Origin of the sequence: Streptomyces sp. NPDC090032 (genome assembly GCF_044748025.1) — a bacterium.
Taxonomy (GTDB): Bacteria; Actinomycetota; Actinomycetes; order Streptomycetales; family Streptomycetaceae; genus Streptomyces.
Genome location: NZ_JBIVFF010000023.1, coordinates 18,551 through 42,958, shown reverse-complemented (window position 1 = coordinate 42,958; position 24,408 = coordinate 18,551). Strand labels below are relative to the sequence as shown.

Annotated in this window: 24 protein-coding genes; 11 read left to right on the top strand and 13 right to left on the bottom strand. The window is 71.1% G+C overall.

The window, feature by feature from the left end:
• Window positions 1-114 precede the first annotated feature (114 nt).
• The 5 genes from ACIPWY_RS38100 to ACIPWY_RS38080 form a co-directional block, all read right to left on the bottom strand.
• Window positions 115-1,722 carry an FAD-dependent monooxygenase gene (locus ACIPWY_RS38100; protein ID WP_393703632.1) on the bottom strand — a complete coding sequence of 536 codons (1,608 nt, stop codon included), beginning with the start codon at window positions 1,720-1,722 and terminating at the stop codon, window positions 115-117.
• Between the two features lie 185 nt (window positions 1,723-1,907).
• Entirely contained in the window at window positions 1,908-2,795 is an 888-nt protein-coding gene (locus tag ACIPWY_RS38095; protein WP_362909264.1) for an amino acid ABC transporter permease, read from the bottom strand.
• Window positions 2,792-3,439: an amino acid ABC transporter permease gene (locus ACIPWY_RS38090; protein ID WP_362909266.1), complete on the bottom strand. Its 648-nt coding sequence runs from the start codon at window positions 3,437-3,439 to the stop codon at window positions 2,792-2,794. Before ACIPWY_RS38090 ends, ACIPWY_RS38095 begins: the two co-directional genes overlap by 4 nt.
• A 135-nt stretch (window positions 3,440-3,574) precedes the next feature.
• Complete coding sequence (locus ACIPWY_RS38085; RefSeq protein ID WP_389488443.1) at window positions 3,575-4,495, bottom strand: glutamate ABC transporter substrate-binding protein; 921 nt, start codon at window positions 4,493-4,495, stop codon at window positions 3,575-3,577.
• A 62-nt stretch (window positions 4,496-4,557) separates the two neighbouring features.
• A complete protein-coding gene (locus ACIPWY_RS38080; protein ID WP_393703629.1) occupies window positions 4,558-5,334 on the bottom strand; it encodes an amino acid ABC transporter ATP-binding protein in 777 nt (258 codons plus the stop codon).
• Between the two features lie 293 nt (window positions 5,335-5,627).
• On the opposite strand from ACIPWY_RS38080, the gene ACIPWY_RS38075 reads away from it, so the two are divergent.
• The gene (locus ACIPWY_RS38075) at window positions 5,628-6,314 is read left to right on the top strand and encodes a response regulator transcription factor (RefSeq protein ID WP_362909272.1); all 687 of its coding nucleotides are present in this window, start codon (window positions 5,628-5,630) and stop codon (window positions 6,312-6,314) included.
• 9 nt (window positions 6,315-6,323) lie between these two features.
• Window positions 6,324-7,730 carry a sensor histidine kinase gene (locus tag ACIPWY_RS38070; protein ID WP_393703627.1) on the top strand — a complete coding sequence of 469 codons (1,407 nt, stop codon included), beginning with the start codon at window positions 6,324-6,326 and terminating at the stop codon, window positions 7,728-7,730.
• A gap of 87 nt (window positions 7,731-7,817) precedes the next feature.
• Here ACIPWY_RS38070 and ACIPWY_RS38065 read toward each other — a convergent pair whose 3' ends face one another.
• On the bottom strand, window positions 7,818-8,813 hold the full coding sequence (locus ACIPWY_RS38065; protein WP_362909276.1) for a TAXI family TRAP transporter solute-binding subunit: 996 nt from the start codon (window positions 8,811-8,813) through the stop codon (window positions 7,818-7,820).
• Between the two features lie 147 nt (window positions 8,814-8,960).
• Between ACIPWY_RS38065 and ACIPWY_RS38060 the strand changes: the two genes are divergently transcribed.
• Window positions 8,961-9,419 (top strand): nuclear transport factor 2 family protein, encoded by a 459-nt coding sequence (locus ACIPWY_RS38060; RefSeq protein ID WP_362909277.1) that lies wholly within the window; start codon window positions 8,961-8,963, stop codon window positions 9,417-9,419.
• Window positions 9,420-9,515: 96 nt separating this feature from the next.
• Here the strand turns inward: ACIPWY_RS38060 and ACIPWY_RS38055 are convergent, their stop codons facing one another.
• The 4 genes from ACIPWY_RS38055 to ACIPWY_RS38040 form a co-directional block, all read right to left on the bottom strand.
• A complete protein-coding gene (locus ACIPWY_RS38055) occupies window positions 9,516-9,665 on the bottom strand; it encodes a hypothetical protein (protein ID WP_362909279.1) in 150 nt (49 codons plus the stop codon).
• 92 nt (window positions 9,666-9,757) lie between these two features.
• Complete coding sequence (locus ACIPWY_RS38050) at window positions 9,758-10,690, bottom strand: MBL fold metallo-hydrolase (RefSeq protein ID WP_401536859.1); 933 nt, start codon at window positions 10,688-10,690, stop codon at window positions 9,758-9,760.
• The gene (locus ACIPWY_RS38045; RefSeq protein WP_389551277.1) at window positions 10,687-11,232 is read right to left on the bottom strand and encodes a flavin reductase family protein; all 546 of its coding nucleotides are present in this window, start codon (window positions 11,230-11,232) and stop codon (window positions 10,687-10,689) included. The genes ACIPWY_RS38050 and ACIPWY_RS38045 overlap by 4 nt, the downstream gene beginning before the upstream one ends.
• Before the next feature lie 76 nt (window positions 11,233-11,308).
• Complete coding sequence (locus ACIPWY_RS38040; RefSeq protein ID WP_362909285.1) at window positions 11,309-12,094, bottom strand: SDR family NAD(P)-dependent oxidoreductase; 786 nt, start codon at window positions 12,092-12,094, stop codon at window positions 11,309-11,311.
• Window positions 12,095-12,329: 235 nt separating this feature from the next.
• Here ACIPWY_RS38040 and ACIPWY_RS38035 point away from each other — a divergent pair, with 235 nt between their 5' ends.
• Together ACIPWY_RS38035 and ACIPWY_RS38030 are read left to right on the top strand one after the other, a co-directional pair.
• Window positions 12,330-12,821, top strand: a complete 492-nt coding sequence (locus ACIPWY_RS38035) for an SRPBCC domain-containing protein (RefSeq protein ID WP_362909287.1) — start codon at window positions 12,330-12,332, stop codon at window positions 12,819-12,821.
• Entirely contained in the window at window positions 12,818-13,966 is a 1,149-nt protein-coding gene (locus ACIPWY_RS38030; RefSeq protein WP_362909289.1) for a hydrolase, read from the top strand. Before ACIPWY_RS38035 ends, ACIPWY_RS38030 begins: the two co-directional genes overlap by 4 nt.
• Before the next feature lie 99 nt (window positions 13,967-14,065).
• On the opposite strand, the gene ACIPWY_RS38025 is transcribed toward ACIPWY_RS38030, so the two are convergent.
• Both ACIPWY_RS38025 and ACIPWY_RS38020 read right to left on the bottom strand, forming a co-directional pair.
• Window positions 14,066-15,340 carry an FAD-dependent oxidoreductase gene (locus ACIPWY_RS38025; RefSeq protein ID WP_362909291.1) on the bottom strand — a complete coding sequence of 425 codons (1,275 nt, stop codon included), beginning with the start codon at window positions 15,338-15,340 and terminating at the stop codon, window positions 14,066-14,068.
• Window positions 15,340-15,663, bottom strand: coding sequence for a 2Fe-2S iron-sulfur cluster-binding protein (locus ACIPWY_RS38020; protein WP_362909292.1), 324 nt, complete (start codon window positions 15,661-15,663; stop codon window positions 15,340-15,342). The genes ACIPWY_RS38025 and ACIPWY_RS38020 overlap by 1 nt, the downstream gene beginning before the upstream one ends.
• A 159-nt stretch (window positions 15,664-15,822) precedes the next feature.
• On the opposite strand from ACIPWY_RS38020, the gene ACIPWY_RS38015 reads away from it, so the two are divergent.
• Window positions 15,823-17,277, top strand: a complete 1,455-nt coding sequence (locus ACIPWY_RS38015) for an MFS transporter (protein ID WP_401536855.1) — start codon at window positions 15,823-15,825, stop codon at window positions 17,275-17,277.
• Between the two features lie 67 nt (window positions 17,278-17,344).
• On the opposite strand, the gene ACIPWY_RS38010 is transcribed toward ACIPWY_RS38015, so the two are convergent.
• Window positions 17,345-18,571: a cytochrome P450 gene (locus ACIPWY_RS38010; RefSeq protein WP_362909296.1), complete on the bottom strand. Its 1,227-nt coding sequence runs from the start codon at window positions 18,569-18,571 to the stop codon at window positions 17,345-17,347.
• 162 nt (window positions 18,572-18,733) lie between these two features.
• Between ACIPWY_RS38010 and ACIPWY_RS38005 the strand changes: the two genes are divergently transcribed.
• The 5 genes from ACIPWY_RS38005 (at window position 18,734) to ACIPWY_RS37985 (ending at window position 24,335) form a co-directional block, all read left to right on the top strand.
• Entirely contained in the window at window positions 18,734-19,780 is a 1,047-nt protein-coding gene (locus ACIPWY_RS38005; RefSeq protein WP_401536853.1) for a CaiB/BaiF CoA transferase family protein, read from the top strand.
• A 116-nt stretch (window positions 19,781-19,896) separates the two neighbouring features.
• The gene (gene cimA / locus ACIPWY_RS38000) at window positions 19,897-21,582 is read left to right on the top strand and encodes a citramalate synthase (protein ID WP_401536851.1); all 1,686 of its coding nucleotides are present in this window, start codon (window positions 19,897-19,899) and stop codon (window positions 21,580-21,582) included.
• 17 nt (window positions 21,583-21,599) lie between these two features.
• Window positions 21,600-22,631 (top strand): ketoacyl-ACP synthase III family protein, encoded by a 1,032-nt coding sequence (locus ACIPWY_RS37995; protein WP_362909302.1) that lies wholly within the window; start codon window positions 21,600-21,602, stop codon window positions 22,629-22,631.
• 95 nt (window positions 22,632-22,726) lie between these two features.
• Complete coding sequence (locus ACIPWY_RS37990; RefSeq protein WP_362909304.1) at window positions 22,727-23,716, top strand: aromatase/cyclase; 990 nt, start codon at window positions 22,727-22,729, stop codon at window positions 23,714-23,716.
• Complete coding sequence (locus ACIPWY_RS37985) at window positions 23,703-24,335, top strand: antibiotic biosynthesis monooxygenase (RefSeq protein ID WP_362909306.1); 633 nt, start codon at window positions 23,703-23,705, stop codon at window positions 24,333-24,335. The genes ACIPWY_RS37990 and ACIPWY_RS37985 overlap by 14 nt, the downstream gene beginning before the upstream one ends.
• Window positions 24,336-24,408: the final 73 nt, after the last annotated feature.

The window sequence follows — 24,408 nt, the reverse complement described above, 5'->3', positions numbered from 1 at the left end:
AGCGGTCGGTCGCAATCGTCGTCCATAAGTACCGTCTATTACCTCCGAATCCCAAATGGGGCACACGCAGATACCTCGTCACGAATCATGCGGCGTCGCTATCCAAATGGTCAGTCAACTCGTTCCGGCGGCGCTCCCGGCCTTCGCGCCGCTCTCCACGGGCCCTCCGAGCGCGGCTTGCGCGGCCGCGTACAGCTGAGCGGGATGCACCCCGCTCAGGGCCGTGACCAGGTGTCCGTCCGGACGCACAAGGAGAACGGAGTGGGCCGGGGCGCCGGGGTAACTCTCCGCGACCAGGAGTTCCGCCTCGTGCGGCAGCGCCGCGACGGCGGCCGCGAGCCGTGGCATGACCCCGGCCGAGACCCAGTGCCGTCGCTCCCACACACCCGTGCCGGGCGCGATCAGGACGACGAGCAGGTGCCCGAGGCCGAGCCGGTCCCGCAGCCGCACGAAGGACCCGTCGGGCGCCGTGACCCGCACGTCCTGGACGGGCGCGCCCGGAGCCGTGCCGACGCCGGTCTCGGACTCGGCGGGCTCCGGCGCGAGCGGCGAGTCGGCGTACGTGCCCGGGGCGCCCAGCGCGCCGTGCCCCAGGTGACCGTCCGTGAGCAGCACGTCATGGCCGCGTGCGGATCCCGCGACGTACGAGCGCAGGCCTTTGCCGCCGCGCAGTATCGGCAGCGCTTGGTCGGCGGCGCGCAGCCGGCCCGCGACGACCGCGCGGCGCTCGGTCTGATAGCTGTCGAGGAGAGCCTCGTGCGGGCCCTCGTGCCAGGCGAGGGCCAGTTTCCAGGCGAGGTTGTCCGCGTCCCTCAGGCCCTCGTCGAGGCCCTGGGTGCCGAGCGCGCCGAGCAGGTGCGCCGCGTCGCCGGCGAGGAAGACCCGGCCGACCCGCCACCGCCGGGCCAGGCGGTGGTGAACCGTGTGCACCCCTGTGTCGAGCAGCTCGTACGGTGGGGTCGAGCCGGCGCACCAGCCGGCCAGCGTCTCCCGGATGCGGGTCACCAGGATGTCGGGCGTGACCAGCTCGCTGCGGGGCGGCAGCAGCCAGTCCAGGCGCCAGACGCCGTCGGCGAGGGGGCGGCCGACGACCTCCCCGCCCGACGGGCCGGACGTCCGCCAGGGAAGGCTCCGATGGAGCAACGCCTCGCCGGGCCACGGAAGTTCCGTGCGCAGCGCGGCGACGGCGTGTCGCTCGACGGACGTGCGGCCGGGGAAGCGGATGTCGAGCAGCTTGCGGACCGTGGAGCGCGGGCCGTCGCAGCCCACCAGGAAGCTGCCGCGCCACCAGGTGCCCTTGGGGCCGCGGGTGTGCGCGGTCAGTGCGCCGCGCTCCTGCTCGATCGAGTCGAGGCGGCTGTTCACGGCGATCTTGATGAGCCGCTCGCCGTCGGCGGCCTCCCGCAGGGCGCCCGTCAGTTCGTGCTGGGCCAGATGCAGCGGGGACGGCATCTGCTCACCGAAGGTGAGCTCCCGCATCACCTGTTTGCGCCGCAGTGAACGCCAGCCGGTCCAGCGCGTACCCGTCTTGTCGAAGGACGTTCCGGCGAGGCGTTCCACGAGGGCGGCGGTGTCCTCGCGGAGGATCACGGTCCTGGCGGGGCGCTGTTCGTCCTTGCCGGGGCCCTCGTCGAGCACTACGGAGGGCACTCCGTGGCGGGCGAGAGCGAGGGAGAGCGTGAGCCCGACGGGCCCGGCGCCGACGACGATCACCGGGTCCACGGCGCGGCTCCTCCTGCCCCGGGGAGTGCGGTGGGAGGCGTACAGGAAAGGGCAGTTGGAGCGGGGTGCACGATCACAGAACGTATGCAACCCATTGCGGGTGCTTGCGTCAAGTGACGGAGGCAGTGGCGATCATGCCACTGCCTCCGTTTGCTCACATCTCGTCAGTTCTTCTGCAGAGCAGCTCAGTCGGTCGAGTCCGCGACGGAGGGCTCGGTCGCGGACGCCACCGCGATGCCGGTCCTCGCGCGTCGGCCGCGCCGCTCGATCCAGGTGGCGAGCCCGGCCAGGGCCAGGCACAGTGCCACGTAGATCGCACCCACGACGATGACCACCGCAGTGATCGGGTAGTCGCCGTTGACGAGGATGGTGTTGGCCATCCTGCGGGCCGCGAACAGCAGCTCGTCATACGTGATGATGTAGCCGAGCGAGGTGTCCTTGAGGGTCACCACCAGCTGGCTGATCATCGCCGGCAGCATGGAGCGCACGGCCTGCGGCAGCAGCAGCATCGTCATGACCTGCGACTTGCGCAGCCCCAGCGCGTAAGCGGCTTCCACCTGTCCGCGCGGCACGGCGTTGACGCCCGCCCGGATCACCTCGGCCTGCACACAGCCGTTGTAGACGGTCAGGCCGATGACGAGCGCCCAGAAGGCGGTGTTGTCGCCGACGACACCGAGGCTGTTCTTGTAGGTCAGGAACAGGAACCACAGGGCGTAGATCGTGATCAGCAGCGGGATCGCGCGGAACAGTTCGATGAAGCCCGTGGCGGCCCAGCGGACGGTCTTGTGCTCGGACAGGCGCGCGACGGCCAGGAGCAGGCCGAGCACCAGGGAGAGCACGCCGGCGACGGCGAACACCTTCAGCGTGGTGAGCACGCCGTCACGGATGCTGGTCCGCACACCGGCGTTGTTGAAGATGTTCCAGACCTCGGGCTCCAGCTGCCCCTTGACGTTCATCCGGTAGAGGGTGAACGCGATCAGGCCGAGCACGGCCAGGGAGCCGACGACCGTGTAGATGCGGTTGCGCACCCGGGCCTTGGGGCCCGGTGTGTCGTACAGGACGCTCGAACTCATCGTGCGACCCCCATGCGCCGCTCGAGCAGCCGGAAGAGACCGCTGATGGTGAAGGTGATGACCAGGTAGCCGAGAGCCACCCAGAGGAAGATCCAGGCGATGGCGAAGCCCTGGTCGCTGAGCAGCTTCTGCACGCCGAACAGCTCGGTGACGCTGAACGCGCCCGCGATCGCGGAGTTCTTCGTCAGCGCGATGAAGATCGAGCTGAGCGGCGGCAGGACGGTCCGGGTGGCCTGCGGAAGGATGATCAGGCGCAGCGTCTGGAAGAAGCTCATCCCGATGGACCGGGCGGCCTCGGCCTGGCCCAGCGGCACCGTGCTGATGCCGGACCGGACGGCCTCGCACACGAACGCCGAGGTGTAGAAGCTCAGCGCCATGAGGGCCTTGGCCCACGGGCTGAGGCCCGGCATGAAGATGACCGGAACGACGAACCACGCCACAAGGAAGAGCAGGGTCAGCGGGGTGTTCCTGAAGAGCGTGACCCAGGCGGTGCCGAAGAAGCGCAGCGGGGGCACGGGTGAGACACGGAACCCGGCGATGATGACACCCAGGACCATCGCGAGGAGCCCGCTGGCCAGGGTCAGCAGGACGGTGCCTATGAACCCCTCGCGGAATTCCGCGAGATGGTCGAGCAATACGTTCACGGGGATGTCCTCGTGGGCGGCGGCGGACAGGCAGCGCGGGCCGTGCCACGGGCGCACTGTGCGGTTGCGCCCGTGGTGGGCCGTTCACTGCCGGGGGGTCGTACGGTGCGGGCCGTGGCCCGCACCGTCAGCGCGTCAGTAGCGCTCGAGCGCCGGCGGCGCGGTGTACGCGGACTTGGACAGGCCGAGCGTCGCGTCGTACGCCTTCTTGTAGTCGCCGTTCTTCTCGTGGGCCTCGATGGCGTTCGAGACGGCCTCGCGCAGCGCCTTGTCGTCCTTGTTCATGCCGACGCCGTAGGGCTCCTCGGTGAAGGGCTTGCCGACGACCTTCAGCTTGCCCGGGCGCTGGGCGGCGTAGCCCTTGAGGATCGCGTCGTCCGTGGTGACGGCGTCGACCTCGTTGTTGAGCAGCTGCTGCACGCACTCGGAGTACTTGGACAGCTCGACGGTCTTGGCGCCGTACTTGGGCTTCTTGATCTCCTGGAGCGGGGTCGAGCCCTTGATGGAGCAGACCGTCTTGCCCTTGACGGACTCCGGACCCGTGATGCCCTTCTCGTCACCGCGGACGAGGAGGTCGGCGCCGGCCATGAAATACGGACCGGCGAAACCGACCTGCTTCTTGCGCTCGTCGTTGATCGTGTAGGTGCCTACGTAGAGGTCGACCTCGCCCTTGGAGATGGTCGTCTCACGGACGTTCGAGTCGATCGTCTTGAACTCGATCTGCGACGGCTTGAAGCCGAGGTCGGCGGCGACCATCTTGGCGATCTCGATGTCGAAGCCCGAGCGCTTGCCGTCGGTGTCCTGGAAGCCCAGGTACGGCTGGTCGTTCTTGGCGCCGATGACGAGCTTGCCGGCCTTCTGCGCCCGCTTCAGCGTCGCGGAGTCCAGCTTCACGCCCGAGGCGACCGTGTACGTGGGCAGCTTCGGCTGGTCCTTGCCGCCGGCGGCGCCGGCGGGCTTGTCACCGGCGTTGCCGGAGTCGCCGCCACACGCGGTGGCGGTGAGGGCGAGCACGGCCACGGTGGCCGCCGCGGCAGCGGACTTGCGGAGCTTCATGGTGAACATCCTTCGTGTCAGCAGATTTCGGCCGTGAAAGGTCAGACGCCCGTGCGTCAGCGTCAGTGGTGCAGGATCTTCGACAGGAAGTCCTTGGCCCGGTCGCTGCGCGGGTTGCTGAAGAACTGGTCGGGGGTGGCCTCTTCGACGATCCGTCCGTCCGCCATGAAGACCACGCGGTTGGCCGCCGAGCGCGCGAAGCCCATCTCGTGCGTGACGACGATCATCGTCATGCCGTCGCGGGCGAGCTGCTGCATGACCTCGAGGACCTCGTTGATCATCTCCGGGTCGAGGGCCGACGTCGGCTCGTCGAAGAGCATGACCTTGGGGTCCATCGCCAACGCCCGTGCGATCGCGACGCGTTGCTGCTGCCCGCCGGAGAGCTGCGCGGGGTACTTGTCCGCCTGCGTGCCGACGCCCACCCGGTCGAGCAGGGCGCGCGCCTTGTCCTCGGCCACCTTCTTGTCCGCCTTGCGGACCTTGATCTGCCCCAGCATCACGTTCTCGAGCACGCTCTTGTGCGCGAAGAGGTTGAAGGACTGGAAGACCATGCCCACGTCCGCGCGGAGGCGGGCGAGCTCCTTGCCCTCCTGGGGCAGCGGCTTCCCGTCGATCGTGATGGAACCCGTGTCGACGGTCTCCAGGCGGTTGATCGTGCGGCACAGCGTCGACTTGCCGGAGCCCGAGGGTCCGATGACGACGACGACCTCACCACGCGCGATGGTCAGGTCGATGTCCTGGAGCACGTGCAGCGCGCCGAAGTGCTTGTTGACTTGGTTCAGTACGACCAGCTCGTCGGCCGCGGGAATGGCGTCCTTGGTCACCGATACATCGGTCATCGGGGTCTTGCTCCATCCTCCTCGGTTGGGAGGACAGTAGTAATGCCGTACGACCAGCGTCATTACATCTGAGGGGAACTTGAGCATAACGATCCGGCTTCAACCGGACACGATGCGTGAAGAGGGTGGCCCCGCGCGTACCGGCTGGATAACGGAAGGTGCCTGTAACCGGAACGCTCTTGACGGCGTCCTTATCCATCGGAGTGGATGCCCTGGTGTGCCGCGCACGCGTGCACGGATAGCGCCCGCCGGCGTGCTGGGGCCGAACGACCGATGAACCGAAGGGGGCCGTGATGAGACTGCTTCTCGTCGAGGACGACAACCATGTCGCCGCCGCTCTGTCGGCGGTCCTCGCCCGGCACGGCTTCACGGTGGCCCACGCCCGCAGCGGTGAGGAAGCGCTCCGGGCGCTCGTTCCCGAGGCGGACGCCTTCGGGGTCGTACTCCTCGATCTCGGGCTGCCCGACCAGGACGGCTACGAGGTGTGCGGCAAGATCCGCAAGCGCACGTCGACACCCGTGATCATGGTGACCGCGCGCGCGGACGTACGCTCCCGCATCCACGGCCTCAACCTCGGCGCCGACGACTACGTGGTGAAGCCGTACGACACCGGGGAGCTGCTCGCCCGGATCCACGCGGTCAGTCGGCGCAGCGTGCCGGACGAGGCGTCCGCACCGGCCGAGGACGGTCTGCGGCTCGGGCCCGTGCGTATCGAACTGCCCACCCGCCAGGTCAGCGTGGACGGTTCGGTTGTCCAACTGACCCGCAAGGAGTTCGACCTCCTGGCGCTTCTCGCGCAGCGCCCCGGAGTGGTGTTCCGCCGGGAACAGATCATCAGCGAGGTCTGGCGCACCAGTTGGGAGGGGACGGGCCGCACCCTGGAGGTGCACGTCGCCTCCCTGCGTTCCAAGTTGCGCATGCCCGCCCTCATCGAGACCGTGCGCGGCGTCGGGTACCGGCTCGTCGCGCCGGCCGCCTAGAGGCCGCGGGTGCGCGCTCGACTCCTCCCGCTGCTCATCGTCCTCATGGCGGGCGTGCTGCTCGCGCTCGGTTTCCCGCTCGCCGCGAGCGTGGCCGCCGCCCAGCAGCAGAAGGTCGTCGTCGACCGCATCGACGACACGGCACGCTTTGCCGCACTGGCCCAGTTCGTCACCAAGCGCTCGACGGGCTCCCGCGTGCGCGTCACGGACGAGCGCCAGCAGACCCTCCAGAACGAACTCACGCGCTACTACGAGGTGTACGGGATCCGCGCGGGCGTCTTCTACCGCAACAGCGACCCCATGGGGCGCGCCCCGGACGACTGGCAGCTGCCCCGCGACGGGGACGTGCGCAAGGCCTTCGACGAGGCCCTGTTCTCGCGCGGCAGCCACGACCCGCAGCAGGTGTGGCCCTGGAGGCACGGCCGGCTCGTCGTCGCGTCACCGGTCATCAGCGACGGTGACGTCGTCGCGGTCGTCGTCACCGACTCGCCCACCGGCAAGATGCGCTCCAAGACGCTTCAGGGGTGGCTGCTCATCGCGGCGGGCGAGGCGGCGGCGATGCTCCTGGCCGTCGGCGCGGCCCTGCGCCTGACGGGCTGGGTCCTGCGGCCCGTGCGCGTCCTCGATGCGACCACGCACGACATCGCCACCGGACGCCTGAAGTCCCGCGTCGCCTCGGCCGGCGGACCGCCGGAACTCCGGCGCCTGGCCCGGTCGTTCAACGAGATGGCCGACAACGTCGAGGACGTCCTGGAGCAGCAGCGCGCCTTCGTCGCCGACGCCTCGCACCAACTGCGTAATCCACTCGCCGCCCTGCTCCTGCGCATCGAGCTCCTGGCCTTCGAACTGCCCGAGGGGAACGAGGAGATCGCCTCCGTGCGCACGGAGGGCAAGCGGCTCGCCTCGGTCCTCGACGACCTGCTGGACCTGGCTCTGGCCGAACACACCGAGGCGGACCTGCGGCTCACGGACATCGGCGAGCTGGTGAGGGAACGCGTGGGCGCCTGGCGGCCGGTCGCCGACGACAAGGGCGTACGGCTGGCCGAGGACTGCCCCGCGGTCACCGGCTGGGCGGACCCCGTGACGCTGTCGAGCGCCCTGGACGCGGTGATCGACAACGCCCTGAAGTTCACCCCCTCCGGCGAGGAGGTGAAGGTCCGCGTCGCCCGTAACGGAGAGTCCACCGAGATCGTCGTCGCGGACCGGGGGCCGGGCCTTCGCGAGGACGAACTCGCGCGCGTCGGCGACCGGTTCTGGCGCAGCGCGGGCCACCAGAACGTCAAGGGCTCGGGCCTCGGCCTGTCCATCTCTCGCGCGCTGCTCGCGGCGGGCGGCGGCTCCCTCACGTTCGCCCCTCACGAGCCGCACGGGCTGTGCGTGACGGTCGCGGTGCCCCGGACCCACCGGGAAGGCTGACGCGGCGCGTCAGGGGGCCTCAAGGCTTCACCGGGCCTGAGGCTTGACGGGGCCCATGGCTTGTCCGGCCCCATGGCTTCACCGGACCTAGGGCTTCACCGAGCGGTAGTAGCGGCGGGCGCCCTCGTGCAGGGCCAGCGGATCCGTGTAGAGCGCCGTCCGCAGGTCCACGAGCTGCGCCGCGTGCACCTGCGCGCCGATGTGGTCGCGGCTGTCTATCACCGTGCGCGTCAGCGCCTCCGTGAGGCGGGGGTCCGTCCGGTCCGTGGTGACCAGCAGATTCGCCACGGCCAGCGTGGGGACGGAGACACCCTGCTGTGCGTCCGGATAGGCGTCCGGGGGCATCACGGCGGCCCGGTAGTAGCGGGACGCGCCGCCCTGCTTGTGGAGCGCGTCGACGAGGTCGCCGAGCTCGACGAGACGGATGGGGTAGTTCTCCGACAGCGTGCGCACATGGTTCGTCGGCAGGCCGCCCGACCAGAAGAACGCGTCGATGTCGCCGTCCTTGAGCGCCTGGGGCATGCCGTCTATCCCCGTGGAGACCGGCTTCATGTCCTTCTCCAGGTCGAGCCCGGCGGCCTTGGACACGCGCTCCGCGATGAGCCGCACCCCGGAGCCCCTGCCGCCCACGGCGACCTTGCGGCCGCGCAGATCCTGGACCGACCTGATCGACGACGAGCGGGGCACGACCAGCTGCACGTAGTCGTCGTACAGGCGGGCGCAGCCGCGCAGCCGGTCCCCTCCGGCGCCGCCCTGCAGCTTGTACTTCTCCACGGCGTCGGCGGCCGCGACCGTGAAATCGGCCTTCCCCGTGGCGACCCGTTCGACGTTCTCCTGGGAGCCCTCGCTGTTCGTCAGGCGCACATCGAGGCGGGGCAGGTCGTGGCCGAGCGCCGTCTTGAGGAGCTTGCCGTAGCGCTCGTACACCCCGGTCCGCTGGCCCGTACTGAAGGTCACGCTGCCCCCCGGCGTCCCGTCGTCCAGCGGCAGCAGCCACCACAGGAGCAGCCCGAGGACCACGAGGGCGGCGGCCGAGCCCTCCAGGGCGCGGCGCCTGCTGACACGGGGGAGGGCCTTGGACATGCGGGCGATCCTGCCATTGCACCCGTCGTGCTGGCCAGGGGCGCCGGCCGGTCACCGCGAGTGCCTCTCCAGCGCCGCTGCAGCCGCGCCCGGCAGGCTGCTGCCGACGACGGGCGGCCGGAAGGGCCGCCGCGAAGGGAGTTCGCCATGTCTCAGTCCGTCGGGACCCTCCGTCAGCAGGTCACGGGTGACCTGTATGCCGAGGTGCAGACGTTCTACGCCCAGCAGATGCGACGGGTCGACGCCCTGGACATCGAGGGTTTCGCCGACACCTTCACCGACGACGGGGAGGTCGTCCACGCGGGCGGTCAGCGCCAGAGCGGCCGGGTGGAGATGATCGCCGGGATGCGCGCCAACCTGCCGCGCTACAAGGACATCGCCGTACGGCATTGGTTCGGCCACCTCCTCATAGAGGCCGACCCGCAGGATGAGAACACTGTGCGGGTCTCGTACTACACGCTGGTCACCCAGACCGACCGCGAGGGGAAGGTGTCCTTCCAGCCGACGTTCACCGTCGACGACGTGCTCGTACGCCGCGACGGCCGGCTGCTGACGCGCTCCCGTGTCATCCACCGCGACAGCCCTGCCGCTCCCGCGGCTTCCTGACCGGCCTGTACGCGGAGATCGGGCGCATGGCTGAGGGGCCCCTGTGGAGGGGCCCCTCAGCCATGCGGCGGCCGGTGATGCGTCCTGCGCGGCCGCTCAGTCGATGCTCCGGCAGATGTGCGGTTCGCTCCCGTCGTCGTCGAGGTCCCCGGCCAGCAGCAGAGGTATCCGGCACGGCACCCCGTGGAGCTCCAGGTGCGTGGGTGGGGTCACGTGCGTCTCGCGGTCCAGCAGAATCGTCTCCATCGACGACTCCTTTCAGTACGGCGGTTTCGTCGGTTCGGGGTTTCGGCCTCCGGGGTGTGAGCTTCCGGGCTGTGAGCCTTCGGGCTGTGGGGTCAGGCGTGGCAGGAGGGCAGGGCGCCGTGGTAGGCGACCATCTCCTTGAAGGACGCGGCGACATCGATACGGGCGCCCGGTTCCAGGCCCTCGAGTTCGGCGTACGCGCGATGCAGGTTTCCGACGAGGCGCTCGGAGTCCAGGAGCCCGGCGAACGCGCCGAGGTCCGCGTCCCGCGCCGCCTGGAGCGGTCCCACGCCGCGCCGCAGGCCGTCCCGTGCGAGGTCCTGGAGAAAGCGGACGTATGCCTCCGTCGCGTCGAGGAGCTCGGGGCCGCCGACGGGACCGTGCCCGGGGACGACCACGGAGGCACCGAGCGCGCGCATGCGCTCCAGGGCCCGCAGCGAGCCGGTGACCGAGCCCATCAGGAGGTACGGGGTCACCCCCGACCACACCACGTCGCCGGTGAACAGCACGCCGCGCTCCGGCACCCACGCGATCACGTCGTTCGCGGTGTGGGCGGGGCCCACGTGGAGCAGCTCGGTACGCAGACCGCCGTCCGCGTGCAGGGTCAGTTCGTCCCGGAAGGTGAGCGTGGGCAGGGTCAGCGGGGTCTCGCCCCACTCGACGTCCGGCCACAGATGGCGCAGGCCGAGGCCCGCCTCCTGTGTGTCGGACCGCGTGCCCGCGTGCGCCACGACGGCCGCACGCGGCGTGAACTGCCCGTTGCCGAAGGTGTGGTCGCCGTGGAAGTGGGTGTTCACGACGTAGTCCGGGCCGCCCGGCACGACGCGCTCCACCTCCTCCCGCAGCCGACGCGTGCGGGATTCGGTCGCCGCCGTGTCGACCAGGACCGCCTGGCCGCCGCCGGCGACGAGACCGGCGTTGTTCAGGCACCAGCCGCCCTCCGGCTGGACGAAGGCGTACACCCCGTCGGCGACCTGGTGCAGGGTGCCCGGCGCCGCCACCGAGGCCGCCGTTGTCGCCGTCACGCGGCCGCCCCCCGCTGCTCGCCGGACGACATGCGGCCGAACTTGCCCTGGTGGAACAGGAGCGGGTCCGGGGACGCGGAGCCGCCGGACAGGGCGACGACCCGGCCGATCAGCAGCGTGTGGTCGCCGGCCGTGTACTGCGCGTCCAGCACGCACTCGACGTACGTCTCCGCGGTGGGCACCACGGCGTTGCCGGTGACGCCCTCCTCGGCACCGAGGCGCAGCATCGCGGCGCTGCCCTCCGGCCGGTCGGGCCGGCAGAACTCCAGCGCCAGATCCAGCTGCGCCGCGCCGAGCACGTTCACGGCGAAGCTGCCCGAGCTCGCGATCCGCGGGCGCATCCGGCCGGAGGCCTTGACGGACACGAGGATCAGCAGCGGGTCGAGCGAGACCGAGGTCAGGGTGTTGAGCGTCATCACGACGGTCTCGTCGCCGCTTCCCTGGGTGAGCAGGGTGACGCCCGTCGGGAACCGGGCCATGGCGGCCCGGAACGCGGGCGCGTCGGGTTCGGCCAGCAGCGCGCCGGCGGTCACAGCAGTCACGTCAGACACTCCTTTTCTGCTCGTCTTTGTGATCGTTCTTCTGATCGTTCTTCCGCTCGTCGATCAGGGCCGGTCATCAGTAGTTGCCGAGCCCACCGCAGACGTTCATCGCCTGGGCGGTGATGGATCCGGCCGGGTCCGACGCGAGGTAGCCGACGAGCCCGGCGACCTCTTCGGGAGTGGAGTAACGGCCGAGCGGGATCTTCGCGTTGAACTTCTCCTGGATCTCCTGCTCGCTGACCCCGTAGTGGCCCGCGTAGCCCTGCCGCACGCGCTGGGCCATGGGCGTCTCGACGTATCCGGGGCAGACGGCGTTCACGGTGATACCGGTCGCGGCGAGTTCCTTGCCGACGGCCTTGGTGAAGCCGATCACGCCGTGCTTGGAGGCGGAGTAGGGCGCGGCGAGCTCGACGCCCTGCTTGCCGCCGGTGGAGGCGATGTTGATGATCCGTCCCCAGGACCCTTCGCGCATCAGGCCCGTGCTGAGTACCTCCCGGGTGACACGGAAGGTGCCGTTCAGGTTGGTCTCGATCACGTCGTCCCAGAGCGAGTCGGCCAGCTCCGCGGTCACGCCGCCACCGCCGCGGCCCGCGTTGTTGACGAGGATGTCGATGCGGCCGTACTCGGCCACGGCGGCCCGCACAGCCTCCTGGATCTGCGTCAGGGACGTCACGTCGCACACCGTGCCGGCCACCTCGTGGCCCAGCTCGCGCTCTTCCTTGACCATGGCGGCGACGTTCTCCGCGTCACGCGCCACACCGAACACCGCGACGCCCTGCCGGGCCAGCAGCTGGGTCACGGCCAGGCCGATGCCGCTGGTCGCCCCGGTGACGAAGGCAACTCGTCGTCCCGTGTCTGTCATCGTGCTCTCCCCATCGCTCATGCCGGTATCGCTCATGTCGGTTCGCTCGTGTCGATCCGGTCCACGTCGGCTCGACGGTGGGCCCGTCGCCTTGCGGGTTTCTCGCACCGGGGTGGAGCCGGGCTGGAGTACGGCTGTTCGAGCCGCACTCGACACGGGGCCTAGCGGGGCCCGTCAGCTTGGGCGCAACAGATGCCGTGGCCGGGCGGATACCTGGCCGGAGCGAGGAGGCCCCGTGCCCGAGCAGACGCAGACCCTGCCCGACGTCAGGAAGTCGGTGACCGTGGCGGCGACGCCCGGCGAGTGCTTCAAGGTCTTCACCGAGCGCCCGGCGGACTGGTGGCCGCCGAGCCACGTCCTGGTGCGCAAGGAGCGGGCCGGCCTCGCCTTCGAAGGCGAGGTGGGCGGGCGCTACTACGAGTGGGACGTGGAGGGCACCGAGATCGCCTGGGGCCGCGTGCTGGAGTGGGAGCCGGGCCGCCGCGTCGTCATGACCTGGCGGATCGACCCCAACTGGCAGTCCCTCCCCACCGACGAGGGCGCCAGCCAGATCGAGGTCGACTTCGAGGCCGTCGACGCGGGACACACCCGCGTCTCCCTTGCCCACGTCAAGCTGGACCAGCACGGTCCGGGCGCCGAGCGGATCTTCAAGGCGCTCGACGGGCCGAGCCCCGGTGAGACGCTCGAACTCTTCGCCCGCGCCGTCGCGAACGGGTCCGGATCGTGAGCGTCGACGTCGGCGTGATCGCCGCTCCCGACGCCGCCCCGGCCGCTCCCGCCGCCGGGCTCGTCCCCGCCGCCGACCGGCTCCGCCTGCTCGCGGCCCGCCACGCGGCCGACGCGGACGCGGGCCGCAGCCTGTCCCGCGAGGTCACCGAGGCGATACGGGAGGCCGGGTTCGCCCGGCATTTCGTGGCCGCGCGATTCGGCGGCACGGAAGGCTCGTTCGAAGACCTGACGCGGGCCGTCATCTCCGTCGGCGAGGGCTGCGCCGCCTCCGCGTGGTGTGCCTCGCTCGCCGCGTACTCGGCGCGCTTCGCCTCGCACCTGCCCGAGCAGGGTCACCAGGAGCTGTGGGGCGCGGGGCCCGACACGTTCGTGGCGACCGGTCTGATGCCCGCCGGGCGGGCCAGGCCGGCCGACGGCGGCTGGCGGGTCACCGGCGAGTGGGCCTACGTCAGCGCCGTCGACTTCGCCGACTGGGTGATGGTCTGCGCGGCGGTCGCGGGCGGTGAGGGCCCGCCGCAGCTGCGCTTCTTCACGCTGCCACGCGGCGCGTACACGGTGCGCGAGACCTGGGACAGCGTGGGGATGCGGGCCACCGGCAGCCACACCGTCGTGGTCGACGACGTGTTCGTACCGGCGCATCTGACCCTCGACCGCGCCGACATGCTCTCCGGCCGCAACGGCACCTCCGGCCTGCCCGCCCACAACGTGCCCTTCCAGGCGGTGGGCGGACTCACCTTCATCGCCCCCGTCGTCGGCGCCGCCACCGGCGCGCTCGCCGCCTGTACGGGATCGATCACCGGGCGCCGGCGCAACCACACCGCCGAGCTCACCGTCGTACGCGCCTCCGGCAGGATCGACGCCGCACGTCACCTCGTCGAGGAGAGCGCTCAGGTCCTGGACCGGCGGCAGTTCACCCCCGAGCGCATGGCGCGCAACGAGCGGAACGCCCCGTTCGCCGCCGAGATGCTCCGCGAGGCCGTGACCCTGCTGGTCGGCGCCGCCGGCACCGGCGGCCTCGGTGAGGGGCACGAACTCCAGCGCTTCTGGCGGGACATCACGTCGGCGACGAGCCACGTGGCGCTCCAGTACGACACCGCCGCCCGCAAGAACTACTCCGAGGTGCTGCTCGGCCCGGAGAGCTGATCGCTCGCGCACGGCGAAGGGGGCGTCCGCACCACGGACGCCCCCTTCGCCGTACTCGCAGGAGCAGGAAGTAAGAAAGCAGGAAGCAGGAGAGGGCGGTCAGGCGGGGACGGACACGGCCGGTGTGCCGGCCGGCACGGCAGGCGTACGGGGGAGCTTCTTGAGGTCGAAGCCCGGCTCCCGGGCCGTCTCGGGTGTCAGACGCGTGCCGGTGGTCAGCAGCCGGCGGGCGATGCCGTGGTCCGCCGGACGGTTCATGGACTCGGCACCGATCAGCCGCCCGGAGCGGAAACAGAGGACGGAGAACCGCCCGCCGTCCGGGTCGCCGACGGTCACCGTCTCGTCGTGGGCGGCCGTCAGACCGGCCATCTGGAGCCGCATCGCGTACTGCTCCGACCAGAACCAGGGCACGGCGGTGTACGCGTACGGCTCGCCACAGATCGCGGCGGCCACGCAGCGCGCCTGGTCGGTGGCGTTCTGGACGGACTCGAGCCGGATGTGCCGACCGGCGTGCGGGCTGGGGAAGCGGGCGCAGTCACCGACCGCGTAGATGTCCGGGTCCTCGGTCCGCAGCCGCTCGTCCACGACGATGCCGTCGCCGACGACCAGGTCCGCGCTGAGCGCGAGGCGGGTGTTGGGCAGGACACCGACACCGACCACGACGAGATCGGCGGCGATCCGCTCACCGTCCCCCAGCTCCATGACCTGGACCCGGCCCTCCGCGTCGCCGCAGAACGCGGACACCTCGCGGCCGAGCAGCACCCGCACCCCCTGGGCGCGGTGCTCGGCCACGACCCGGGCCGACATCTGCGGCGTCAGCGCGCGGGCCAGCGCCCTCGGCTGGGCCTCGACCACGGTCACGTCGTGGCCGAGGCCACGCGCGGTGGCCGCCACCTCCAGACCGATGAACCCGGCGCCGACCACGACGACGCTGCGCGGCGGGCCGCTGAGCCGCAGCCGCAGGTCCTCCGCGTCGGCCAGGCCGCGCAGGGTGAGGACCCCGGTGAGCGAGGTGCCGGGCACGGGCAGCGTGCGCGGGCGGCAGCCGGTCGCCAGGACCAGCGCGCCGTACGGCAGGCGCAGCCCGGACTCCAGCAAGGCCGTGCGCCGCTCCCGGTCGACCGAGGCGACCCGGTCGCCCGACAGCAGCTCGATGTCCTGCGCGGCGTAGAACGACGGCGGGCGCAGCGCGATGTCCGCGGCCGGGACCGTGCCGGCCAGATAGCCCTTCGACAGGGGCGGGCGGTCGCAGGGGCCGGACGGCTCGTCCCCGACGAGCGTGATCCGGCCCTTGTAGCCACGGCCGCGCAGGGCCGCCGCTGTTTCGAGGCCGGCCTGGCCCGCGCCGGCGATCACCACCGAGTGCGAGGCCATCAGCTCTGCGCCTCGGGCAGGTGGACCACCAGGCCGTCCAGGTCCTCGGAGACCGGCAGCTGGCAGCTGAGCCTGCTGAACTCGGTGCGCTCGCACGCCGTTCCGTACAGCACGTCGTCCTCGACGGGGTCCATCCCGGGCAGCGGCACGGAACTCTCCGCGTCGACGAACACATGGCAGGTGCCGCACTGCGCGGAGCCGCCGCACTGGGCCTCGATGCCGTCGACGTTGTTGAGCTTCGCCGCGCGCATGACCGTGTTGGGCGCCTCGACGTCGAGGATGGTGACGGTGCCGTTCGGATGCTTGTAGGTGATCTTGGCCATGGTGAGCTCTCCTAGGGGAATATCGGCCATCCGTGCGGAGGTACCGCAACGGACTGTGGCGAGAGGCCCTGCAATCGCGGTGGAGGAACTCTCGACCGCCCGCGCGGGCTCGACCGGATCGCTACCGCCGGTCGACCGGTCCGGCGCAGCGTGCCTGGCATGACTGTGACCGAAGGGACCCGGGAGACGGCCGCCGAGCCCGGCAGGGGGAGCGCGGGCCACCGGCTCTCCCTCGTGCTGGCCGCCTGCTGCCTGGGCCAGTTCATGAACGTCCTGGACGCCTCGGTGGTGAACGTGGCCCTGCCCGTCATCTCCGCCGACCTGCACTTCACCCAGCACAACCTGCAACTCGTGAACAACGCCTACACGGTGGTCGTCTGCGGCTTCCTGCTGCTCGGCGGGCGGCTCGCCGACCTGTTCGGCCAGCGCCGGATCTTCGCGTGCGGGGTCGCCCTGTTCACGCTGGCCAGCCTCGTCGGGGGAGCCGCGGACGCCCCGCTCACCCTGGTCCTCGCCCGCGCCTTCCAGGGGCTCGGCGCCGCGGTCATGGCGCCCGCCACCCTCACCGTGCTCGGCACGACGTTCACCGAACCGGCCGCCCGCGCAAGGGCGTTCGGCTGGTGGAGCGCAGTCTCCGGAGCCGCGGGCGCGATCGGTGTGCTGGCCGGCGGAGTGATCATCGAGTGGTTCTCCTGGCGCTGGATCTTCCTGGTGAACGTCCCGATCGGCCTCGTGCTGTTCGCCACCGTCCGCTGGGTGGTCCCCGAGACCCGCCCCCGCCGGACGGGCACGAAGGGCAGCGGCCTCGACCTGCCCGGCGCGGTGACCGTCACCCTCGGCCTGATGTCCACCGTCTACGGTGTCTCCCAGTACGCCGCACACGGCTGGGGGTCGCCACGGGTCCTTGGCCCGCTGCTGGCCGGGGCACTCCTGATCGCCGCGTTCCTGGTGATCCAGGCGAGGTTCGCCCGGCACCCCCTGGTGCCGCTCGGCATCTTCCGGAACCGGTCGGTCGCCGCCGCCAACCTGGTGGCCTTCTTCGGCATCGCCGCCCTCTTCAGCACCTTCTACTTCTTCACGCTGGTCCTCCAACAGGTCCTCGGCTACAGCCCGTTGCACACCGGGCTCAGCTACCTCCCGCTCTCCGTCGGCATGGCCCTGGGCGGCTGGGGGATCGCGCCCCTCGTGCCGAGGATCGGCCCGCGCCCGATCCTGCTCGGCGGACTCGCCCTCGCCGCGGGTGCCCTGTTCTGGCTGTCGTCCGTGGACGCGGGCGCCGACTACCTCGGCGACGTGCTCGGGCCCTGTGTCCTCCTCGGATCGGGAATGGGCGCGGTGCTCAACGCCACGACGAACGCCGCCACCGCCGGGCTCGCCCCCGACCAGGCCGGCCTGGCGTCCGGGCTCCTCAACACCACCCGCCAACTCGGCAGCGCCGTCGGCCTGGTGACCCTGGCCGCGCTGGCCGCGGCCCGCATCGACGCCCGGACCGGGGCCGGCGCTGGCGCCGTCGACGCCAGGGCCGCCGGCTACGGTCTGGCCCTCACCGGCGCCGCGCTGTTCGCCGTCGCGGGGTTCGTCGCCGCGCTCTTCGTCCCGGTCCGCAAGCGGTAGAGGGGGCAATGCGCCTGGGCCGCCGACCGCTTTCGCGGTCGGCGGCCCAGGCGCTTTTTTGCCGGACTCACCACTTCACGGGCAGCTCCCACAGCCCGTAGATCACGGCCCCTTCCTTGCGGGGTATCTCCAGGAAGGGCTTGGCGAGTTCGAGGGTGGGGATGCGCTGGAACAGCTTGCTCCACACGATCTCCAGCTCCAGGCGGGCGAGGTCCGCGCCGATGCAGTGGTGCACGCCGTGCCCGAAACCGAGGTGCTTGCGGCTGCCGCGGGTGATGTCGAGCTTCTCCGGCTCGGGGAAGACCTCCGGGTCACGGTTGGCCGCGAGGCCGAGGCAGAGGATGCCGTCGCCCTTGCGGATGACCTGGCCGCCGATCTCGATGTCCTCCAGGGCGACCCGGGGCACCGCCGTGTCACCGATCGTGGCGTACCGCACCAGCTCCTCGACGGCCGGCTTGACCAACGAGGGGTCGGAGAGCAGGAGTTGCAGCTGGTCGGGGTTCTCCAGGAGGCAGGCGGTACCGAGCGAGATCTGGCTGGCGGTCGTCTCGTGGCCGCCGTTCATCAGCAGCCGCACCATGTTGAACAGATCGCGGTCGGTGTACTCCTCGCCGGACGCCTCGTAGTCGGCCATCGCGCGGCTCAGCAGATCCTCGCCGGGCTCGCGCTTCTTCAGCTGGATGAGGTCGTTGACGTACTCGTTCACCTCGACGATGGCCGCCTGCCGCTCCTCCGTGGAGCTGTGGCCGCCGAGCAGCGCCGTGCCGTGCTTGATGAAGAACTCGTGCCGGTCCTGCGGGATCCCGAGGAGTTCGCAGATGACCGTCATGGGCACCGACAGCGAGAACGCGTGGTGGAAGTCCACGACCGGCGTCATCGCGAGGAGCTTGTCGAGGTGGTCGTCGACGATCTCCTCGATGCGCGGCCGCAGCCGCCGCACCTGCCGGCTGGTGAACGTCAGAGCGGCCTTGCGCCGGGTGTCACTGTGCTCCTTGCCGTCGTATCCGATGAACGACGTCTCGGTGCGGTACTCCGGCGGAGCGATGAAGTAGAAGGGGAAGTTGTCGTGCTTGCGGGACGCGCTGACCCGCGGGTCGGTGAGCAGGCGGCGGATGGTCTCGTAACCGGCGACCGTCCATATCCGCAGGCCGGATCCCCTGAGCGTGACCTGGGAGACGTCCTTCTCGACGATCTCCCCGTACTCCTTCGGGGGCGTGAACGGGCACTGCCGCGCATAGGGAAAGGGTTTGGTCTCCGCCTCTGCGGCGCCCCGCTCCGTGGCACTGGTGGTCACAGTGAATCCTTCCTCCTGGGGGAGTTTCCTCATGAAGAACCGGACAGACAGCAGTTCTTGGAGCACGCTGCCAGCGCGCGCTCGGGCACAGGTGGAGTCGGCGCCGCCCGTGCTCCAGCCGGGCGCGAGAGGCGTTCGGGCGCGCCTCCCTAGCCTCACGGCATGGGCATAGCGACAAGTGAGGGGCCGTCCCGCGGGACCGGCCCGCTGAGCGGGCTGCGGGTGGTCGAACTGGCGGCGATCGGGCCGGTGCCCTTCGCCTGCATGATCCTTGCCGATCTCGGCGCCGAGGTGATCCGGGTCGACCGGGCCGACGGACGGCGCTCCTTCGAAGCATGGCACCAGGAACTCGACCGGGGCCGGCACCATATCGCCCTGGACCTGAAGAGCCCGGACGACGTCGAGGAGCTCCTGAGTCTTCTGGAGAGCTCCGACGTCCTGGTCGAGGGCTTCAGGCCGGGCGTGGCGGAGCGGCTCGGCATCGGGCCCGAGGTGTGCCTGGAGCGCAACCCGGCGCTGGTGTACGCCCGGATGACGGGATGGGGCCAGGACGGGCCGCTCGCCGCGGCCCCCGGACACGACATCAACTACCTCGCCCTGACCGGCGCCCTGTACGCGATCGGCGAGTCCGGCGGCCCGCCCGTCGTCCCGGTGAACTTCCTGGGGGACTTCGCAGGCGGCTCCATGTTCCTGCTCGCCGGTGTCCTCGCGGCCCTGTACGAACGCGGGTCGACCGGCGCAGGACGGGTTGTCGACGCGGCGATCGTGGACGGCGTCGGTGCCATGCTCGGCATGCTCGTCGGCATGCGGTCGGCGGGCCAGTGGCGGCATGAGCGCGGCACGAACCTGCTCGACGGCGGCGCCCCGTTCTACACCTGCTACGCGTGCGCCGACGGCGGATACGTAGCGGTCGGCGCCCTGGAGGAGCGCTTCTACGCGGCGCTGCTCCACGGCCTCGGACTCGACGCGGAGGCGCTGCCCGACCGCGACGACCCGCGCAACTGGCCGGCTCTGCGAAGGGAGTTCGCGAGCCGCTTCGTCGGCGGGAGCCGCGACCACTGGGAGCGGCGCTTCGAGGGAACCGAGGCGTGTGTGACGCCGGTCCTGAGCGCCGCCGAGGCCGCCTCGCATCCGCACCACCAGGCGCGCGGCAGCGGCCCCGCCGCGGCGGCCCCGCGCTTCGGCCGCACTCCGGCGGACCTCCGCTGACGATCGTCGGCCCACGGTCCATCACCGCTCCAGCCGTTCTCCGGTCCGCCGCCGGACGGTGGGGTCACCATCCGGAGGCCGGTATCAACCGGCGCATACAGGACAAGGGAGGGGCGATGGCCGAGCAGAGCTTCCAGCTCTACGACACGACCCTGCGCGACGGCGCCCAGCAGGAAGGCATGGTGCTGACGGTCGAGGAAAAGCTCGCCGTCGCACGTGAGCTCGACGGACTCGGGGTCGGCTTCATCGAGGGCGGCTGGCCCGGGGCCGTACCGAGGGACACCGAGTTCTTCCGCCGGGCCCGCACCGAACTCGACCTGAAGCACGCCGTGCTGGCCGCGTTCGGAGCCACCCGCAGGGCCGGCGTCCCGGCATCCGTCGACCCGCAGGTACGAGCCCTGCTCGCGGCCGAGACCCCCGTGGTGACCCTCGTCGCCAAGAGCCACACGGGCCATGTGCGCGACGCGCTGCGCACCACCCTCGCCGAGAACCTCTCCATGATCGGCGGCACGGTGCGCCACCTGGTGCACGCGGGGCGGCGGGTCTTCGTCGACGCGGAGCACTACTTCGACGGCTATCAGCTCAACCGCGAGTACGCCCTCGCCGTCGTACGCACCGCGGCCGAGGCCGGCGCGGAGACCGTCGTCCTGTGCGACACCAACGGCGGCTCCCTGCCCGACGAGGTGGCGGCCGTCGTCGCCGAGACCCGCGCCCTGACCGGCGTACAGCTCGGCATCCACTGCCACAACGACACCGGATGCGCCGTCGCCAACACCATGGCCGCCGTCGACGCCGGCGCCGTCCAGGCCCAGGGCACTGCCCACGGCTACGGCGAACGGTGCGGCAACGCCGACCTGTTCACCGTCATCGCCAACCTCGTGCTCAAGCGCGGCCGCGAGGTCGTCCCGCTCGAGCGGCTGGCGGGCCTGGCCGCGACCGGCCGGGCCATCGCCGAACTGACCGAACTGCCCGGCAGCGGAGCCGCGCCCTACATCGGCGAATCGGCCTTCACGCACAAGGCCGGACTGCACGCCTCGGCCCTGCGGGTAGACCCCGACCTCTACCAGCACACCCGCCCGGCGCTGGTCGGCAACGCGATGCGCACGCTCGTCTCCGACATGGGCGGCCGCTCCTCCATCGAGCTCAAGGCGCGCGAGCTGGGGTACGACGTCGAGGCGGGGTCCGACGAAGTGGCCCGCGCCGCGACCCGCGTCAAGGAACTGGAGAACTCCGGCTACAGCTTCGAGTCCGCCGACGCCTCGTTCGAACTGCTGCTGCGCGAGGAGCTGACGGGCGCCCCGCGGCCCCAGCCGTTCGAGGTCGAGTCGTGGTCCGTGAGTGTCCACGGCGTCCATGGCCGCCACGGCGACCCCAGTGCCCCCGGTGCCCCCGGCGCGCAGGACGACGAGGTCCGCACCGAGGCCACCGTGCGCCTGTCCGTCCAGGGCCGGGCCATCACCGCGACCGGACACGGCAACGGTCCGGTCAACGCTCTGGACACCGCGCTGCACGCCGCCCTCGACCCCTGCTTCCCGGCCCTGTCCCGGCTGGAGCTGGTCGACTACCGGGTCCGCGTGCTCAGCGGCGAGACCGGCAGCAGCGCCGACGCCCGCGTCCTCATCTCCTACCAGGCCGGCAGCCGCCGCTGGGGCACCGTCGGCGTCGGCGCGAACACGACCGCGGCCAGCTGGCACGCGCTGCTCGACGCCGTCCACTACGTCCTGCTCGACGACCCGCCGGGCCGGGCCCCGGACGCGCCCGCCCACCGCGTCATGGCCTCGGTCGAACCGACCCGCCCCTGACCTTCCTTGGAGAGACTGTGCGTCTGGAAGACGTCTACATACGGGGGACCTCCACACGGCTTCCCACCCGCATCACGATCGCCGACGCCGTCGCCTCCGGGGCCTGCCCGCCCCGGACGGCCGCGGCCACCGGCATGGAGTCGGTGGCCCACTCGCCCGACGAGTCGGCTGCCGAGATGGCCGCGGCCGCCGCACACACCGCTCTGAGCCGGGCCGGCACGCAGGGCGGCGACGTGGACCTCCTGCTGCACGCGGACACCTACCACCAGGGCCAGGACCTCTGGCCGGTCGCCTCGTACATCCAGCGCGAGGCACTCGGCAACACCTGCCAGGCCGTCGAGATACGGCAGATGTCCAACGGCGGGCTCGCCGCCCTCGACCTGGCGAGCGCCTACCTCACCGCAGGCCACGGCCACAGCGACGCCCTCATCACCACCGCCGACCGCTTCTGCGCCCCGGGCATCGACCGCTGGAACACCGACCCCGGAACGCCCTACGCGGACGGCGCCACCTCGCTGGTGCTCTCCCGGCGCGGCGGCTATGCCCGCCTCGTCTCGCTCGCGCTGCACGCGGACCCCGACCTGGAGCCGCTGCACCGCGGCGACGACCCCTTCACCAAGGCACCGTTCGGCCACCGCATCCCCGTCGACTTCGAGGCGGCCAAGCGTGCCTTCGTCGGCCGCGCCGGAATGTCGTACGCGATCTCCCGGGCCCACAGCGGCCAGCAGACGGTGATCAAGCAGGCGTTGGCCGACGCCGGCTCCGAACTCGCCGAAGCCGACTGGGTGGTACTGCCGCACTTCGGCAAACGGCGCCTGACGTCCATCTACTACAAGCCGTTCGGCATCGACCCCGCCCGCACCACCTGGGACTACAGCCGCACGGTCGGGCACCTCGGCGCGGGCGACCAGTTCGCCGGCCTCGACCATCTGACCGTCTCCGGGCGCGCGGCGCCCGGCGACCGGGTCGTCCTGATCAGTGTCGGCGCCGGATACAGCTGGGGCTGCGCCGTGCTCGACATCCTCGAACGACCCGACTGGGCCCGGTAGTTGACGACGGGTCCACCGGTTCTCCAGTTCCGCTCGATCACCCCATGCCAACCTTGTGATCCGCCTGCAAGCGGACAGTCCGAAGGGAATTTGCCGTGGCGCCGACCACCACCACGTCCGAGACCGCAGCGCTCCATGTCACGGAGCACTCCATCACCGTGGCCGCGTCTCCCGCCGCCGTGTACGCGCTGGTGGCCGATGTCGCCGAGTGGCCGCAGGTGTTCGGCCCCACCGTGCACGTAGAGGTGCTCGAGGAGGCCCCCGTCGGAGGCGGTGAACAGCTCCTGCGCATCTGGGCCGTCGCCGGCGACAAGGTGCGCACCTGGACCTCACGCCGGGTCCTCGACCCGGCGGCCCGCACCATCACCTTCCGCCAGGTGGTCACGGCCGCCCCCGTCGCCGAGATGGGCGGCGAGTGGCGCGTCCAGGAGCTGGAGGACGGCACCACCCGGGTCACGCTGCTGCACGACTACCGTGCCGTGGACGGCGACCCGGCCGCCGAGGAACTCATCGAGCGGGCCGTCGACGGCAACAGCCGCGCCGAGCTCCTCGCCCTCAAGAACACCGCCGAGCTGGCCGACGCGCGTGAGGAACTCCACTTCACGTTCAGCGACTCCGAGACCGTCTTCGGCGCGGCCGGCGACGTCTTCGCCTTCCTGGACCGCGCCGACCTGTGGCCCCAGCGGCTGCCGCACGTGGCCCGCCTCGACCTCACCGAGGACGAGGCCGGCATCCAGCACATGGACATGGACACCGCGAGCCCGGACGGATCGACGCACAACACCACCTCGGTCCGCGTCTGCTTCGAGGACCGCAAGGTCATCGTCTACAAGCAGCTGCGGGTGCCGGTCGCGATGAGCGGCCACACCGGACGCTGGGTGATCGAACCGCTGGGTGACGGCAGTGTCCGGGCCACGTCGTGGCACACCGTGACCCTGGACCCGGGGGGTGTACGCACCGCGCTGGGCCCCGACGCCACGCTTGCCGAGGCCCGCGCCATGGTGCGCAAGGCGCTCGGGACCAACAGCTCCACCACTTTGCGTCATGCCAAGCAGTTCGCGGAGGAAGCGCGTGCACAGTCGTAGTCAGGACACACCCCTCACGGTGGTCAACCGGTTCGAGGTCAAGGGCGACCCCGCGTGGTTCGAGCACGAGTTCCGGGATCACTCCCAGTACCTGCGCAGGCGTGAGGGCTTCGACTTCCTGGTGACCGTCCAGCTCGTCGAACGCCCTGACGTGTACGTCCACCTCGGGCACTGGCGGACGATGCGGGGCTTCCTCGACACCGTCCACGACGACACCTTCCAGACCCACGTCAAGAAGCTCGGCCCGCTCGTCAACACCGAGGTGGACCAGGCCGTGAGCGTGGAGCGGGTGCTCAAGGAGGACGCCGTCGTGGGAGCGGAGAACGTCATCCTGACCCGGGCCACGACCTTGGGCGCCACGTCGTCCTCGTTCGAGCGGCTGTTCGCCGAGACCAATGAGCACTTCGAGCGGCTCGGCGGCTTCGGCGGCGGCGATCTGCTGCGCTCGACGCTGCGCCCCGACAACTACACGGCCATCCAGTGGTGGCGGGACACCGCGGACTGCGAGCGGGCCCTGGCCGACAGCGGTCACCGTGCGCTGGCCGAGCAGCTGCGCCGCACCGCGGACGTCGAGGTGACACGGGGCCGGCACGTCGCGTACGAACGCGTCGTCGTCTGACACCAGCGGCACTCCACCCGCACCGGAGCCGGGGGCCATCAGGTCCTCGGCTCCGGTGCGTCCGGGGCGCGAG